We start from the raw sequence: 15800 nt of genomic DNA, 5'->3' as shown, positions 1-15800 counted from the left end.
CCGCCCGCAAAAGGACGACTCGATCAGACCTTGAGCGCCGCGCTCGGCGCGCGCTCACCTTCCCCCGTACGACCCAGGCTGGCCATTAGGCGCATCGCCCAAAGGAACAAGCCGGCCTGAGCCGTGAAGACTGCAGCATACGCTGGGACGGGTGAGCCCACCAAGGCGCGCACTACGTCCACCCCCAGTGTGCCTAAAAATCCACCCAAGCCAAAGGCAATGGCCTGCGCTGCTCCCCACAGACCCATGCGCGTGCCCTCACGCTGGGCCTGTCCTTGGCCGGCTAAATCCATCATCGAGCCAATCGCTGATACGGCGAAGGCGCCATTGGCCAACCCCAGCAAAAAGACCGAGGCATGCAGCGGCCAGGGCGGGCCGGTCAGCGCGGCCATGACCAAATTGACCAAGGCCAGCGCGGACAGCACGCAGCCACTCAAGGTCCAAAAGCGCAGCGAGCCCAAACGGGGCCCACCAATCACCGAACAGAAAAAACCCACCACCAACATGCCGGCCAACACGCCGGAGTGCTGCAAGCCCGACAGCTGCGTGGACTGCCCCGGAGTGAGCCCAAAAACAATGCCTGCGAAGGGCTCCAAAATGAGGTCTTGCATGCTGTAAGCCAGCATGGACACAAACACAAAGGCCGTGAACAGCCGCGCCTGTGGCTCCTCCCACACCTGTCTTAATGCCTGCCGGAACGGCAGACGCGCGGCTTCGCTTGCGCTGGGTTGAGCCGAATCAGCAGGTGCTGTGCCCGCCATATCCGCTTCCATGCCCCAGAGGGCAACAATGGTGAGCAATACCGCCCCCACACAAACCACCGCAGCAACAATCACCAGACGCTGCGCCGAAAATGGATCCAGGAAATGTCCGGCCACACCGGCCGTCACAATGAAGCCCACAATCATCATCAGCCAGACCAAAGCGGCAGCGGCGGCCCGCCGCTGCGGACTGACCCGTTTCGCGAGCAAGGCCAATAAAGAGGTTCCGCTCGCACCCACACCCGCGCCAATGAGCAAAAAGGCCACTGTGGCAAGGAGAATGCCGGGAACAACCTGCGTGCCCATCCACGCCGTGGCCACCGCGGCCAGAAAACCGCCCAAAGCCAAAACCACCATGCCGCCCAGAACCCAGGGCGTGCGCCGTCCGGCAACATCAGAGCCATAGCCAAACCGCGGACGCAGCAGCTGTACTGCGTAATGCAGCCCCACCAAAGCGCCAGGCAACATTGCGGGCAAGGACCACTCCACCACGATGACCCGATTCATGGTTGAGGTGGTGAGCACCACAATGGCGCCCAAGGCGGTCTGCACCAAGCCCAAACGCAAGATCCCTGGCCAGCTCAACCATGCACCCATCAGATTCCACCTCCCAAACTCCGTAGTGCCAATGCGCTCACCAACATGCCCCATACATAGAGGCTGGTTCCGGTGGCGTTATACCAGGGCGCTCGCGCGCGCGGTTGCTCCAATAAGCGCAACATCAGCGCCCATTGGGCCAAAAGTAGGAGTACGACTAAAGTTGCATAACCCACTGTTCCCCAGTGCAACAGCAGCCCAATCACGACCAGTTGGGGCAAAGTCATCACCCAGCAAGCCACTCTGGCGGCCCGGTCCACACCCAGCTGTGCGGGCAGTGAGGCCAAGCCCATTTGCAGATCGCCCTCGACGGATTTGAAGTCATTCAGCGTCATGATGCCGTGCGCGCCCAGGCTGTAGAGCAAGGCGAGTTGCAGGATCGGGGCCGGTGGCAAGCCATTGAGCATGACGGCGGCGCCAGCAAACCAAGCCAGCCCTTCATAGCTCAAGCCCACGGCGGCATTCCCCCACCATCCATTGCGCTTCAAACGCAGCGGCGGCGCGCTGTAAATCCAGGCCAAAACCACGCCCAGCAAGGCTGCTCCAAAGACCCAAGGCCCCAAAACCCAGGCCACGAGCAGCGACACCATCGTCCAAAAAATGGCGATATACAGCCCCCAACGACCGGGAATCCGCCCCGAAGGAATCGGCCGTTGCGGCTCGTTGATGGCATCCACATGGCGGTCATACCAGTCATTCACGGCCTGGCTGGTCGCCACGAGCAAGGGACCCGACAGCACCACCCCTGCGGCCACTTCGCCCCAACGGCCCGCCATGGGCTGCGCCGCAGACACAGCCCCACAAGCAAAGGCCCACATGGGGGCAAACCAGGTAATGGGCTTGAACAGTTCAAGAATCGCTCGCGGCGATGGTGTGGACATCAACATGCCTCCGTAGGTTGGGGCAAACGCTAGTGTTGGGGTGCGCCAGCGTCAACTCGGCCAAGCCGTGTTGACAGTCGTCGAAAGATGGGTCCACTCTAGACCCATACCCTACGGGGTGGACGCAGATGACCGACCAAGGCTGACAAACCCTGATCGATGCGCCGACTTCCGTAGTGGGGGGTAGGTTTGTTTTCGGGGACAATTTAGCTATGCGGGACTCAACGGTCCGGCCCTCAGGTCGGCGTCCCCTTTACAGCGTCGCCGAGCGTGAGCGTCGGGACGCGACTCCATGGACCCTGGTCCAAGGAGTTTTGGCACCACTGCAGTTCGTGGTGTTTTTGGTCAGCTTGGGCCTGGTGATTCGGTTCATGCTCAGCGGCCAGGGCTATGAGCTGGCCACGCTCTCTGTCGTGGTCAAAACCCTCGTGCTCTACCTAATCATGATCACCGGAGCCATCTGGGAACGTGTGGTCTTTGGCCAATATCTTTTTGCCCCCGCCTTCTTCTGGGAAGACCTGATGAGCATGCTGGTGCTGGCCTTACACAGCGCCTACCTCGTCGTCCTCATTGGAGGTTGGTGGCCTCCGGCCGCTGAAATGGCCTTGGCCTTAGCGGCCTATGCCAGCTATGTGATTAACGCCGCCCAATTCTTACTGAAGCTCAGGGCGGCGCGGCTAGAACAGCCTGCTCCTGCGCTTGCTGGAGCTCCATCATGACGGCCGAAGTCGCCATAGCCCCACCGCAGCAAGGCTGCGTAGACCTGGACAGCGTCATCCGTGAGCGCGGCCAACGCGAGGTATTCTGCGGCCTCACCGGCATTGTCTGGCTGCACCGCAAGATGCAGGACGCCTTCTTCTTGGTGGTGGGTTCACGCACCTGTGCCCATCTCATTCAATCCGCAGCCGGGGTGATGATCTTCGCCGAGCCCCGCTTTGCGACCGCCATCCTGCAGGAACGTGATTTAGCCGGCATGGCTGACTGCAACGATGAGCTGGATCGTATTGCCGCCCAGCTACTGGCCCGCCGGCCGGACATTCGCACCTTATTCCTGGTGGGCTCCTGCCCCTCCGAAGTCATCAAGCTAGACCTGAGCCGGGCCGCCGAACGACTCTCCCAGCAGCATGCCGGGCGCGTGCGGGTACTGAACTATTCCGGCTCGGGCATCGAAACCACCTTCACCCAGGGCGAGGACAACTGCCTACAGGCTCTGGTACCGGAAATGCCGGCTGCTGATGTGGACCAGCTCTTGGTCGTAGGCACCTTGGCCGATGTGGTTGAGGATCAGTTCCGACGCCTACTCAAAGCGATCGGCATCGCCAAGGTGGAGTTCCTCCCCGGCCGACAGGCGGGGGACTTACCGGCCGTGGGCCGCGGCACGCGGGTCTTGCTGGCCCAGCCCTTTTTGGGTGAAACCGCCCGAGCGCTGATCAAGCGCGGCGCCACACTCCTGGCAGCCCCTTACCCCTTCGGCGCTCAAGGCACCTTGGCATGGCTGCATGCCGCAGCCAAGGCCTTCGATATCTCCGCCGACACCGTGGAAGCGGTTGCCGCTGCGCCAGCGCAACGGGCGCGGCAAGCCGTGCAACGTTATGCCAAGGCATTGGCCGGTAAACGCATCAGCTTTATGCCCGACTCTCAATTAGAAATTCCGCTAGCGCGCTTCCTTCAGGAGGAATGCGACATGCAGCTGGTGGAAGTGGGCACGCCCTATTTGGATCGACAGGTCGTTGAGGCCGAGTTGCAACGGTTGCCCGCACACACGCGTTTAGCTGAAGGCCAGGACGTAGATTGCCAGCTAGACCGGGTCTACGCGGACCGCCCTGACCTGGTGGTCTGCGGGCTAGGACTGGCCAACCCATTAGAGGCCCAGGGCATGGCCACCAAGTGGTCTATTGAACTGGTTTTCAGCCCCATTCACGGCTTTGAACAGGCTGGCGATTTGGCCGAACTCTTTGCCCGACCGCTGGATCGTCGCCAGCGTTTGCGAGTGTAGCTATGGAATTAGCGCTCTGGACCTATGAAGGACCGCCCCATGTTGGGGCCATGCGAATCGCCACATCCATGCAGGATGTGCATTACCTGCTGCATGCTCCCCAGGGCGATACCTACGCCGACCTGTTGTTCACCATGATCGAGCGGCGTGACCAACGTCCGCCGGTGACCTACACCACTTTTCAAGCACGCGACCTGGGCGGGGATACCGCCAACTTGGTGGTGGACATGCTGCGCCGGACCTATGCGCGCTTCCAGCCTCAGGCCTTGCTCGTCGGTGAATCCTGCACGGCAGAACTCATTCAAGATCAACCGGGCTCGCTGGCTCGCGGCATGGGCATTCCCGTCCCGGTCATTCCGCTGGAACTTCCTGCATATTCGCGTAAAGAGAACTGGGGCGCCGCGGAAACGCTGTACCACCTCGTTCGCGGTCTGCTCAAGGATCAGCCCACGCCAACGCGTGACGGCCTCCAGCACCGACGGCCGCGCGCCAATATTTTGGGCCCATCGGCGCTGGGTTTTCGCTGCCGCGATGACGTGGTCGAAGTACGCAAGCTACTCGATAGCATTGGGGTCGATACCCATGTGGTTGCTCCAGAAGGGGCGACCGTGGCCGACTTACTCCGGTTGCCCGAAGCAGACTGCAATATCTGCCTGTACCCCGAGGTAGCGCGCACCGCCTGCAGCTGGCTCAAGCGCCAGTTCGGCATGCCCATGGTGGAAACCGTCCCCATTGGCGTCGGCGCCACGCAAGACTTCCTGCGGGAAGTGGCCGCCCTGTTCGATCTGGATATCGAGGCGCAGCTCCAGCAGCAGGCCACCCGCCTGCCCTGGTATTCCCGATCCGTTGACTCCACCTACCTCACCGGCAAACGGGTCTTCATCTTTGCCGATGCCACCCACGCGATTGCAGCGGCAAGAGTTGCTCGCGACGAAATGGGCTTTGAGGTGGTGGGACTGGGCAGCTACAGTCGGGAACAAGCCCGCTCTGTGCGCGCCGCAGCGACGGAGTACGGGCTGGAAGCGCTCATTTCCGACGACTACCTGGAAGTCGAAGCCGCCATCGCCGAGCTGCAACCCGAGCTGGTCTTGGGGACGCAGATGGAGCGTCATATTGCCAAACGCCTCGGAATTGGTTGCGCGGTGATTTCGGCCCCCGTCCATGTGCAGGATTTCCCCGCACGCTACTCCCCGCAGATGGGTTTCGAAGGGGCCAATGTGCTCTTCGATACCTGGGTGCATCCCCTGGTGATGGGTTTGGAAGAGCATCTGCTGGGCATGTTCCGCGACGACTTCGAGTTTCACGATGGTGCCGCCGCCTCGCACCTGGCCGCAGAAGGGCATCACAGCCGCGCCGAGCAGCCGGAAGCCGTGACCGACGCCGGCGAAACCCCTACCCAAGATCAGGGCTGGACCGCAGAAGCCGAGCAAGAGCTCAAGAAAATTCCGTTTTTCGTCCGCGGCAAAGCACGCCGCAACACTGAGGCCTACGCGGCAGAGCGCGACCTTAGCGCCATCACACTGGACGTGCTCTACGAGGCTAAAGCACATTATGGCCGCTAAACCCGCACCCTTACGCTTCGTCATCGTGACGCTAGACCGTCACCTGCATGCCGCAGCTCAGCGGGTGGAGCAGCGCCTACGCAGCACATTGCCTGGCTTGGAATTACAAGTGCACGCGGCAGCCGATTGGGACACCAACCCACAATCTCTGGAGCAAGCCCGTCACGACATCTTGCACGGCGATGTGGTGTTGGCCTCGATGCTGTTCTTGGAAGATCACTTCCGACCGATTCTGGACGTACTGCAGATTCGCCGCGATCGCGCCGGTGGCGTGGTGGGCTGTATGTCGGCTGGCGAAGTGGTGCGGCTGACCCGCATCGGCAAGCTGGACATGAGTCAGTCCCAAGGCGGACCACTGGCCTTACTCAAACGCCTCCGCGGCAAGCGGGGCACGAGCAGCGAAGCCGGCAACAGTTCCGGGGCTCGGCAAATGGCCATGCTGCGGCGTCTACCGCGTATCTTGCGATTTATTCCTGGGACCGCCCAGGATCTGCGCGCTTACTTTTTAACCATGCAGTACTGGTTGTCGAGTTCTGATGAGAACTTGCAAGGCTTGGTACAGCTACTCATCAACCGCTACCCCCCTCAGTCCCACGACCGGCTGCGTGGAACACTGAAGGTGCAGGAGCCGACGGAATATCCGGATGTAGGCCTGTATCACCCCCGCCTGAAGAAGCGCATCACCGACAACTTAGCCGAGCTGCCTAAGCATGCCGGCCCGTCGGTGGGCAGGGTTGGCCTGCTGGTGATGCGCTCCTATGTCTTAGCCGGCGACACGGCACATTACGATGCCGTCATTGGCGCCTTAGAGGCGCGCGGCCTGGAAGTCGTCACCGCCTTCGCCAGCGGGCTGGATGCGCGTCCAGCCGTTGAGGCCTACTTTCTTAACCAAGGCCAGAGCCGCATAGATGCCTTGCTCTCGCTCACCGGCTTTTCCTTGGTCGGCGGCCCCGCCTACAACGACGCTAGCGCCGCAGAAGCTCTGCTCAAGCAGCTAGATGTGCCCTACCTTGCGGCGCAGCCCTTAGAGTTTCAAAGCCTGCAGCAATGGGAACATTCCGAGCGCGGCCTCATGCCCGTGGAGGCCACCATGATGGTGGCAATCCCAGAGCTGGACGGCGCAACTGGCCCCATAGTTTTTGGTGGCCGCGGCAGTGACGGCGCTGCGATGCAGGCCCATGCCGAACGCACCAACATGCTCGCCGGCCGCGTCGCCCGCTTGGTTGCGCTACGTCGCCGCCCCGCCCAGCAACGCAAGCTGGCCATTAGCTTATTCTGCTTTCCACCTAATGCCGGCAACATCGGCACCGCCGCCCATATTGCGGTGTGGGAATCGCTGCTGAACACCCTCCGCGCTCTCCAGCAGCAGGGCTATACGGTGGACTGCCCAGACACGGTGGATGAATTGCGCCAAGCCATCTTGGAGGGCAATGCGGCCCAGTACGGCACGCATGCCAATGTGCACACCTTAATTCGTGCCGATGACCATGTCCGCCGCGAGGCCCACCTCAAAGACATCGAGTCCGCCTGGGGTCCAGCTCCTGGCCGTCAGCTCAGCAATGGCCGCGACATTTTCGTGCTGGGCGCGCAGTTCGGCCAGATTTTCGTCGGTATTCAGCCCGCTTTTGGCTACGAAGGCGATCCCATGCGTTTGCTCTTTGAAAAAGGCTTCGCACCTACCCATGCCTTCAGCGCCTATCATCGCTACATCCATGACGACTTTGGCGCCGATGCCGTCCTGCATTTCGGCACCCATGGCGCGCTGGAGTTCATGCCGGGTAAACAAGCGGGCCTCAGTGCTCAGTGTTGGCCAGACCGGCTGATTGGCGACCTGCCCAACTTCTATTTGTATGCCGCGAACAACCCTAGCGAAGGCTTAATTGCCAAGCGCCGTTCTGCCGCCACCTTGGTGAGTTACCTCACCCCACCCATGGCCCAAGCCGGGCTATACAAGGGCTTGGTAGATTTGCAGGAGTCACTGCAGCGCTGGCGCGAACTCGCACCGGATGATCAGCAAAGCCGGGCCACTCTGGCGCCCCTCATTCAAGCGAGTGCAGCCACCTTAGACATGGCTGAGCTGGAGCCAGTTTGGGATGCCCAATCCGAAGAGCAGATTGATGCACTGCGCGAACACGTGGCGGAGTTACAGCGCACGCTGATACCTCAGGGCCTGCATGTGTTGGGACAAACACCAGACCGGGATACCCGCAAGGAGTGGTTACAAGCCCTGCAAAGCGCATTGAGTGAGGATGGGGCCACGCAGCCGTCCATCAACTGGGAACGCCTCTTGGATGATCCCGAGCAGGCTACCGACTGCCCAGAAATGCTGCGCCAAACCAGCGCCGGACTCGCGCAACAGTCCGAAATTGGCGCTTTGCTGAAGGCTTTAAACGGGGGCTTTGTCCCCCCGGCCCCGGCTGGCGACTTACTGCGCACCCCCGAGTTACTGCCCACAGGGCGCAACCTGCACGGCTTTGACCCGTTCAAACTGCCGTCATCCCATGCCATGGTGGAGGGTGAGCTGCAGGCGCAAATCCTGCTGGATCGATATGCCGCCGATGGTCATGCGCACCCGCGCAGCATTGCTTTGGTGCTGTGGGGCACCGACAACCTCAAAACCGAAGGTGGTCCCATTGCTCAAGCTCTGGCCCTCATGGGCGCACGCCCCCGCCGTGACAGCTTTGGTCGCCTCGCTGGGGCAGAGCTTATTCCCCTAGCCGAGCTGGGACGGCCGCGGATCGACGTGCTGATCACCTTGTCGGGCATCTTCCGCGACTTACTGCCCATGCAAACGCAGATGTTGGCCGAAGCCGCCTTCCTGGCTGCCAGTGCTGATGAGGCTCCAGTAGATAACGCCATACGCGCCCATGCCCTGGCCTATCAGCAAGACCATGACTGTGACCTTGAAACAGCGGCTCTGCGCGTATTCTCAAACGCCGACGGCAGCTACGGCGCCAACGTCAATCAGCTACTGGACTCTAGCGCCTGGGGCAGCGAGGACGAGTTGGCTGAAACCTACAGCCAGCGCAAGTGTTTTGCTTACGGCCGCCGCGGCAAAGTGTGCAAGCAGCCCGAGCTACTCCAGGCCACGCTGGCCCAGGTAGAGCTGACCTACCAAAACCTGGAATCCGTGGAGCTGGGAGTCACCACCATCAATCACTACTTCGACACGCTCGGTGGAATTAGCCGCTCGGTACAGCGGGCCACCGGGCAAGAAGTGCCGGTATATATCGGCGATCAGACCAGCTCCAGCGGGACCGTACGCAGCCTGTCCGAACAGGTCGCCCTGGAAACCCGCACCCGCATGCTTAACCCCAAATGGCATGAAGGCCTATTGGAGCATGGCTATGAAGGGGTGCGACATATCGAAGAGCACATCACCAACACCATGGGTTGGTCGGCGACCACCGGCCAAGTCCAGCCCTGGGTCTACAAACAACTCACCCAAACCTTTGTTTTGGATACGGCCATGCGTGAACGCCTGGCCCAATTGAATCCGACGGCCTCGGCCAAACTGGCCAACCGCCTTATTGAAGCTCACGAACGCGCCTACTGGCAGCCCGACGAGGAGACGCTAGCCGCATTACGCGAAGCCGGCGCCGAATTGGAAGACCGGGTCGAAGGAATAGGACTCGAGGTACACACCGCATGATGACCACCACCGTCCCGATCAGCTCCATTCAACGTCCCCGTAAACATGCCCCACCGGATGGTGAAGGCAGCGTCCAGGTGCAACTCGATGGAGATGACACCATCGGCCAAGCCAAAGTGTTTGCGGTGTACGGCAAAGGGGGCATTGGCAAAAGCACCACCTCCAGCAACCTCTCTGTGGCCTTCACCAAGTTGGGCAAACGGGTGCTCCAGATTGGCTGCGACCCCAAACATGACTCCACCTTTACGCTGACCAAAACTCTGGTTCCTACGGTCATCGACACTTTAGAGTCGGTCGACTTCCACCCCGAAGAGCTACAACCCGAAGACTTCGTTTATGAGGGGTACAACGGGGTGATGTGCGTGGAAGCTGGCGGACCTCCAGCCGGTACTGGCTGCGGGGGCTATGTGGTTGGCCAAACGGTCAAGTTGCTCAAACAACACCATTTACTAGAAGACACCGATGTGGTGATTTTCGACGTCCTTGGAGATGTGGTCTGTGGCGGCTTTGCCGCTCCATTGCAGCATGCTGATCGGGCTTTGATTGTGTCGGCCAACGATTTTGATTCCATCTTTGCGATGAACCGCATCGTCGCGGCCATTCAGGCCAAGGCCAAGAACTACAAGGTGCGCCTGGGTGGCGTCATTGCCAACCGTAGTGCGGGCACCGACCAAATTCAACGCTTTAATGAGCGGGTGGGCATGCAAACGCTGGCCCATTTCCCCGACCTGGACGATATCCGCCGCTCGCGGCTGAAGAAGTCCACCCTGTTCGAAATGGAGCCGAACCCGGCCTTGGAGGCCGTCCAAAACGAGTACTTGCGCATGGCACAAGCACTCTGGGATGGCACAGATCCGCTGGTTCCCGAGTCGCTCAAGGACCGTGAAATCTTCGACCTGCTGGGGTTTGACTGATGAGTGCAGCGCCTCCTTCAGCACCCTCGGCCTATTTGCAGCGACGCGGCCTACTCGAAGATTACTTCGACCGCACGGCCGCCGATGCCTGGGCTAAGCTCACCAGTGACGCTCCCGTGAGCGGAATCCGCGCCACAGTCCGCGCTGGCCGGGACCAAATGCGCAACCACCTGCTCAGTAATCTGCCACAGGACATGCAGGGCCAACGCCTACTGGATGCAGGCTGCGGCACCGGCATGCTGGCCATCGAAGCCGCACAACGCGGTGCCCATGTGGTGGCCATCGACCTGTCGCCCACTTTGGTCCAGCTGGCCGAGGAACGTACGCCCAAGGGTTTGGCCGGACGCATCGACTACGCCGCGGGCGACATGCTGGATCCGCAATGGGGTCAGTTTCATTACGTCGTTGCAATGGATTCGCTCATTCATTACCAACGCTTGGATATGGCGCGCATGGTGGCCCAACTGGCGCAGCGGGCCGACATTGGCCTGCAATTCACCTTTGCCCCACGCACCGTCTTGCTCTCCATCATGCACGCGGTGGGGCGCTTGTTCCCGCGTGCCAACCGAGCACCAATGATCGAGCCCGTCACACCACAGGCCTTGCGCAAGACCTTGGCCGAGCAGCCTGAACTCGCCAATTGGATCGCCCGTGACAGCCTGCGTGTGCACAGCAGCTTCTACATCTCCGAAGCCTTGGAGCTGGTCCACGCATGAAGACCTTGCAGCAAAAGTGGGCCCGGAGCTGGATGCAGATCAGCCCGCGGATGCTGCCCTTTGCCGACGCTGCCAGCGAAGAGCTACCACTGCCACGCCTCTTACGCTTAGCCCTATTCCAAGTCAGCGTGGGTATGGCTGTGGTCTTGCTCAGCGGAACGCTGAATCGGGTCATGATCCTGGAACTGGGTGTACCCGCTTGGCTAGTGGCTTTGATGGTCTCCCTGCCCTTGTTATTCGCGCCGGCCCGTGCCCTCATCGGCTTTCGCTCGGACACCCACCGCTCGGCTTTGGGCTGGCGTCGGGTTCCCTACATCTGGTTTGGCAGCCTGCTGCAGTTCGGTGGCCTGGCCATCATGCCCTTTGCCTTAATCATTCTCTCCGGCGACTCTAATGGCCCCGCTTGGCTAGGGCCCGCCGCTGCCGCGCTGGCTTTTCTACTCACCGGTATTGGCCTGCACACCACCCAAACTGCGGGCTTAGCGCTGGCTACCGACTTAGCGCCGGTCCAGAGCCGGCCGCGGGTGGTCGCTTTGCTCTATGTGATGCTGTTGGTCGGCATGGGAGTTAGCGCCTTGCTATTTGGGGCTCTATTGGCTGATTTCAGTCAAATTCGCCTCATCCGAGTGGTGCAGGGAGCAGCGGCGCTCACCATGCTGCTCAACGGCGTCGCCTTGTGGAAGCAAGAAGTGCGTGACCCCGCGCGCACCCGCAGCGACCAGCCACGCCCAAGATTCAGACAGATTTGGCGGCAGTTTATCGCCCAGCCTGGTGCCAGCCGCTACTTGCTGGCCGTGATGCTGGGGACGGCTGCCTTCAGCATGCAGGATGTGCTGCTGGAGCCTTATGGCGGGGAAATTCTGGGCCTGAGCGTCAGTGCGACCACCGTACTAACCGCGCTATTGGCGGGTGGAACATTGCTGGCCCTGGCCTGGGCAGCACGCCGCCTCGCTCGTGGGGCAGACCCCATGCGTCTCGCAGCATTAGGCAGCCTGTGCGGCATCGTCGCCTTTGCTGCCGTGATTTTTGCAGCGCCATTAAATACCACCGAACTATTCCGCGTGGGCACAGCCCTGATTGGCTTCGGCGGCGGCCTATTTGCCGTTGGCATGCTGTGCAAAGCCATGGAGTTCAGTGATGGCGAAGGCAGCGACAGCGGCCTGAGCCTAGGCGCCTGGGGCGCCGCTCAAGCCACAGCGGCAGGTCTAGGCCTGGCTTTGGGAGGCGGGCTGCGCGATGCCACCAATCACCTTGTCAACCAAGGTCTGTTTGGCACGGCATTAGAAAGCCCGCTCGCTGGTTATAGCTTGGTCTATCACCTGGAAATTGGTTTGTTGTTCATCACGCTGGTCGCTTTAGGCCCGCTGGTCCGGCCTGCGCATGGGCCCACAAATGCGCGCTCTTCGGAATTCGGTTTGGCCGAGTTCCCCAGTTAGTTATCAAAGGAGGTCCAGGTCATGACTGGAGCCATCACAAGCAATATCGATGTCGCCCAAATGGTGCTGTACGTCTTTTGGGTTTTCTTCGCCGGTTTGATCTTCTACCTCCACCGTGAGAACAAGCGCGAGGGGTACCCCTTGGAATGCGATCCGCCCCTGGGCCCCCGCAACCGTAGCGTGGGCTTTCCGGACCTTCCTGACCCCAAAACCTGGATCTTGGCCGATGGCAGTACGCTGCAGGCCCCACGCCCAGAAAAGCCAGCTCCAGAGCTACAAGCACGCAAGGCCTATAACTTTCCTGGGGCTCCTCTGGATCCAGTCGGTGACCCTCTCAGTGCTGGCGTCGGCCCAGGCAGTTATGCCCAGCGGGATGATGAGCCCGATCTGATGTGGGACGGTAGCGTACGCATGGCGCCAACCCGCTTGGCCACCGAGTTTCATGTGGACGAGAACGACCCAGACCCCCGCGGCATGCCTGTCTGGGGTCTGGACGGCGAAGCTGCCGGGGAGGTTGTCGATTTCTGGGTCGATAAGGCTGAGCCACGCATCATCTTTTTAGAGATGGCCCTGGCCAGTGACGGTACCCACGTCCTCATTCCGATGAACTTCGTGAACCTGCGCAAAAACCCACAACGGGTGCAGATAGACGCTCTCAAAGCCGAACAGTTCGCTGGTATTCCTCGCCTCAAAGACCCCGACCAAGCCACTCGCTTGGAAGAGGACAAAATCATGGCGTATTACGGTGCCGGCACGCTCTACGCCACCCAAGACCGTCTGGAGCCATTGTTGTGAGTCATGACGAATACGCCGTAGAACCCATTCCGGGCCTACCGGAAGAGCCACCGCGTGGCGAAGTCATTCTTTGGCAGGGCCGCCCCCAGTGGTGGCCTACCGCGCGGCGCGCTTTTCAAATCAACAAGGTCGCCTTGTATTTCGTGGTCTTGGGAGTCTTCGGCGTCAGTAGCGGCCTACGGGAGGGGCTTACTTGGTCGGCGTCCATCCAAAACAGCCTGGGTATTTTGGTGCCCGCTCTGCTGGGGCTCGGTCTGTTGGCCGCGTTAGCCTATGGCTATGCCCGCATGACCGTCTATACCTTGACCACCTCCAGGTTGGTGATTCGCTCTGGGATTGCGCTGCCAACAACGGTCAATATTCCCTTTGCCCAGGTGCAATCAGCCGGCCTGAAAATACATGCCGATGGCAGTGGCGATATCCCCATGCAATTGGTACCAGAGGCTGCCGTCAGCCGCTTGGTGCTCTGGCCCCATGTGCGGCCCTGGCATTGGCGCAAGGTCCAGCCCATGCTGCGTGGTCTTAATGACCCCCAGCGTGTAGCCGAACTGTTGAGCACTGCCCTGCGTGCCAAGTTGCATGCAGATGTGGCGGCTCCGGCCAGCCAGTGGACCCCTGCATCCATGGCGCAGCCAGGCTCCACCGCGGTCAGCATGCGCGCATGAGCAAAGCCGCACGTTTTCCACAATGGGTGCTCTGGGCGGCAGGAGCCCTACTCGGTGTGGTCTTGCTGCTCGTGTTCAGCTACAACGATGCTGTGCAAGAGCCTGCCAGCACTGCCCAAACTCACACCAAACGCGAGCTGTACTTTGCCGACAGGCACGATGGTGCAGTGGAAGTGCGCGTGCGTGACCTCCAAGGCGTGTGGCTGTCGCAGAGCACTCTGGAGCCAGGCGCCGACGGTTTTGTGCGCAGCATGATTCGTGGCCTGATGCGTGAGCGCAAGGCCCACAACATGGCTTTGCCGCACCCTTTTGAGCTCATTCAGCACCGCGACGGAGCGCTGGTGCTTTACGACCCGCTGACCCAGCGGCAGATCTTGCTGCAAGCCTTTGGCCCCACCAATGCCCAAAGCTTTGCACGCTACTTAGAAGCCCCAACCCAGGCGGCACAGCTATGATCGGGGCTCTACTCTGGAAACGCGAACGTATTCGTGTGCCCTGCACGGTGGAAATCGAGCATTCCTGTGAATACCTCGAAGCTCATGTAGAGCTGCAGGGCTACACCGTCGAGCCCGGCGACGAAGTGCTAGTTCATGCCCCGCCGCAGTCCGTACCCTTTGGGCAGCGGCAGACCTTTTCCCGCGAAGCTACGGTGACGCGCGCCCGCTGGTGGACGCGGCTTTGGACCCGCATTCGCAGCCAATTAGAAACACTGGAGCTCTTTGAAGTGAGCTTCAGCCCCCGGAGATATCTATGAGTGAAGCGCACATGGGCAACCAAGCCCGCAACGAAACCACCCAAAGCGCCCAGCAGGACACTCTGCTGAGCCCGCACTTCTACACCACTGATTTCGACGCCTTGGATCGTTTGGATGTCTCACCGGTACAAAGTGAGTGGGACATCATCATGGGCGAGCTGCGCGATGATGTGAATGCCGGGCACTTTCAGCGTGAAGGCGACTTCAAAGACTTTGTGGAGCGTATGTCGCCCGAATTGCGTAAAGAGTTTTTGGACTTTTTGACCAGCTCAGTCACCGCCGAGTTTTCCGGCTGTGTGCTGTACAGCGAGATCAAGCGGCGGGCAAAAAACCCTATTGTCAAAGAAGTCTTCGGCCTGATGGCTAGGGATGAGGCCCGCCATGCCGGTTTCATCAACGAGTCGCTCAAAGACTTTGGCATGCGGGTGGATTTGGGCTTTCTGACCAAGGCCAAAAAGTACAAATACTTCCAGCCCAAGTTCATTTTCTACGCCACTTACCTCTCCGAAAAAATAGGCTACGCGCGCTACATCAGCATTTTCCGGCAACTCGAGGCCCATCCCGAGTTACGAATTCACCCCATATTTGACTGGTTCGAGCGCTGGTGTAATGACGAGTTCCGGCATGGAGAGGTGTTTGCCCTGCTCCTGCGCGCCAACCCCAAGCTACTCCAGGGTCGCAACAAACTGTGGGTGCGCTTTTTCACCTTGGCTGTGTTTTCGACCATGTATGTGCGCGACCACAACCGGCCCCATTTCCACGCCGCTTTGGGTTTGGACATCGGTGAGTACGACCGCAAGGTACTCGCGATCACCAGCGAGATCACCAAACAGGTTTTCCCCATTCAGTTAGACCTGGATCACCCTCGCTTTCAGCAAGGTCTGGACCAACTGGTTCATATCAATCAAAGCATGGCAGCCCTTGAGCAGGCCGGAGGCATGCTAAATACCCTCAAGCGCGCCGGACTAGGACTGCGCGCCGCGATTGTCTTCGTCCGCCTATATCTGCGCCCGGCCAAAACCCAGAGTCTGCCGCGCGATATTCGCCTGCAGCCCACCTGGTAAGCCGCCG

General features: G+C 60.5%; 14 protein-coding genes. 12 read left to right on the top strand and 2 right to left on the bottom strand.

Annotated elements, in window-relative coordinates:
* Positions 1 to 23 precede the first annotated feature (23 nt).
* Entirely contained in the window at positions 24 to 1358 is a 1335-nt protein-coding gene (locus KI787_13805) for a BCD family MFS transporter (GenBank protein MBV6631025.1), read from the bottom strand.
* A complete protein-coding gene (gene chlG / locus KI787_13800; GenBank protein ID MBV6631024.1) occupies positions 1358 to 2239 on the bottom strand; it encodes a chlorophyll synthase ChlG in 882 nt (293 codons plus the stop codon). The genes KI787_13805 and chlG overlap by 1 nt, the downstream gene beginning before the upstream one ends.
* 212 nt (positions 2240 to 2451) lie before the next feature.
* Here chlG and bchF point away from each other — a divergent pair, with 212 nt between their 5' ends.
* From bchF to acsF, 12 genes are read left to right on the top strand one after another with little or no spacing between them, the layout of a single operon-like run.
* On the top strand, positions 2452 to 2958 hold the full coding sequence (gene bchF / locus KI787_13795) for a 2-vinyl bacteriochlorophyllide hydratase (GenBank protein MBV6631023.1): 507 nt from the start codon (positions 2452 to 2454) through the stop codon (positions 2956 to 2958).
* Complete coding sequence (locus tag KI787_13790) at positions 2955 to 4235, top strand: ferredoxin:protochlorophyllide reductase (ATP-dependent) subunit N (GenBank protein MBV6631022.1); 1281 nt, start codon at positions 2955 to 2957, stop codon at positions 4233 to 4235. The genes bchF and KI787_13790 overlap by 4 nt, the downstream gene beginning before the upstream one ends.
* A gap of 2 nt (positions 4236 to 4237) precedes the next feature.
* Positions 4238 to 5797 carry a ferredoxin:protochlorophyllide reductase (ATP-dependent) subunit B gene (locus KI787_13785; GenBank protein ID MBV6631021.1) on the top strand — a complete coding sequence of 520 codons (1560 nt, stop codon included), beginning with the start codon at positions 4238 to 4240 and terminating at the stop codon, positions 5795 to 5797.
* Complete coding sequence (locus tag KI787_13780) at positions 5787 to 9449, top strand: magnesium chelatase subunit H (protein ID MBV6631020.1); 3663 nt, start codon at positions 5787 to 5789, stop codon at positions 9447 to 9449. The genes KI787_13785 and KI787_13780 overlap by 11 nt, the downstream gene beginning before the upstream one ends.
* A complete protein-coding gene (bchL, locus tag KI787_13775; protein MBV6631019.1) occupies positions 9446 to 10363 on the top strand; it encodes a ferredoxin:protochlorophyllide reductase (ATP-dependent) iron-sulfur ATP-binding protein in 918 nt (305 codons plus the stop codon). The genes KI787_13780 and bchL overlap by 4 nt, the downstream gene beginning before the upstream one ends.
* The gene (bchM, locus tag KI787_13770; GenBank protein MBV6631018.1) at positions 10363 to 11079 is read left to right on the top strand and encodes a magnesium protoporphyrin IX methyltransferase; all 717 of its coding nucleotides are present in this window, start codon (positions 10363 to 10365) and stop codon (positions 11077 to 11079) included. Before bchL ends, bchM begins: the two co-directional genes overlap by 1 nt.
* Positions 11076 to 12515 (top strand): MFS transporter, encoded by a 1440-nt coding sequence (locus tag KI787_13765; GenBank protein MBV6631017.1) that lies wholly within the window; start codon positions 11076 to 11078, stop codon positions 12513 to 12515. Before bchM ends, KI787_13765 begins: the two co-directional genes overlap by 4 nt.
* 21 nt (positions 12516 to 12536) lie before the next feature.
* Positions 12537 to 13310 carry a photosynthetic reaction center subunit H gene (gene puhA, locus KI787_13760; protein ID MBV6631016.1) on the top strand — a complete coding sequence of 258 codons (774 nt, stop codon included), beginning with the start codon at positions 12537 to 12539 and terminating at the stop codon, positions 13308 to 13310.
* A complete protein-coding gene (locus tag KI787_13755) occupies positions 13307 to 13975 on the top strand; it encodes a PH domain-containing protein (protein ID MBV6631015.1) in 669 nt (222 codons plus the stop codon). The genes puhA and KI787_13755 overlap by 4 nt, the downstream gene beginning before the upstream one ends.
* The gene (locus tag KI787_13750) at positions 13972 to 14430 is read left to right on the top strand and encodes a hypothetical protein (GenBank protein MBV6631014.1); all 459 of its coding nucleotides are present in this window, start codon (positions 13972 to 13974) and stop codon (positions 14428 to 14430) included. Before KI787_13755 ends, KI787_13750 begins: the two co-directional genes overlap by 4 nt.
* Positions 14427 to 14729, top strand: coding sequence for a hypothetical protein (locus KI787_13745; protein MBV6631013.1), 303 nt, complete (start codon positions 14427 to 14429; stop codon positions 14727 to 14729). The genes KI787_13750 and KI787_13745 overlap by 4 nt, the downstream gene beginning before the upstream one ends.
* 11 nt (positions 14730 to 14740) lie before the next feature.
* On the top strand, positions 14741 to 15793 hold the full coding sequence (gene acsF / locus KI787_13740; protein ID MBV6631012.1) for a magnesium-protoporphyrin IX monomethyl ester (oxidative) cyclase: 1053 nt from the start codon (positions 14741 to 14743) through the stop codon (positions 15791 to 15793).
* Positions 15794 to 15800 lie beyond the last annotated feature (7 nt).

The organism is Oceanococcus sp. HetDA_MAG_MS8, assembly GCA_019192445.1.
GTDB lineage: Bacteria > Pseudomonadota > Gammaproteobacteria > Nevskiales > Oceanococcaceae > MS8.
This window is presented reverse-complemented; position numbering and strand designations above follow the sequence as displayed.

Bases quoted from the DNA above. Each gene is read 5' to 3' on its own strand.
- chlG (MBV6631024.1), bottom strand. From the start codon at position 2,239: ATGTCCACACCATCGCCGCGAGCGATTCTTGAACTGTTCAAGCCCATT.
- KI787_13765 (MBV6631017.1), top strand. From the start codon at position 11,076: ATGAAGACCTTGCAGCAAAAGTGGGCCCGGAGCTGGATGCAGATCAGC.
- bchM (MBV6631018.1), top strand. From the start codon at position 10,363: ATGAGTGCAGCGCCTCCTTCAGCACCCTCGGCCTATTTGCAGCGACGC.
- KI787_13785 (MBV6631021.1), top strand. From the start codon at position 4,238: ATGGAATTAGCGCTCTGGACCTATGAAGGACCGCCCCATGTTGGGGCC.
- bchL (MBV6631019.1), top strand. From the start codon at position 9,446: ATGATGACCACCACCGTCCCGATCAGCTCCATTCAACGTCCCCGTAAA.
- KI787_13745 (MBV6631013.1), top strand. From the start codon at position 14,427: ATGATCGGGGCTCTACTCTGGAAACGCGAACGTATTCGTGTGCCCTGC.
- acsF (MBV6631012.1), top strand. From the start codon at position 14,741: ATGGGCAACCAAGCCCGCAACGAAACCACCCAAAGCGCCCAGCAGGAC.
- bchF (MBV6631023.1), top strand. From the start codon at position 2,452: ATGCGGGACTCAACGGTCCGGCCCTCAGGTCGGCGTCCCCTTTACAGC.
- puhA (MBV6631016.1), top strand. From the start codon at position 12,537: ATGACTGGAGCCATCACAAGCAATATCGATGTCGCCCAAATGGTGCTG.
- KI787_13750 (MBV6631014.1), top strand. From the start codon at position 13,972: ATGAGCAAAGCCGCACGTTTTCCACAATGGGTGCTCTGGGCGGCAGGA.
- KI787_13790 (MBV6631022.1), top strand. From the start codon at position 2,955: ATGACGGCCGAAGTCGCCATAGCCCCACCGCAGCAAGGCTGCGTAGAC.
- KI787_13805 (MBV6631025.1), bottom strand. From the start codon at position 1,358: ATGGGTGCATGGTTGAGCTGGCCAGGGATCTTGCGTTTGGGCTTGGTG.
- KI787_13780 (MBV6631020.1), top strand. From the start codon at position 5,787: ATGGCCGCTAAACCCGCACCCTTACGCTTCGTCATCGTGACGCTAGAC.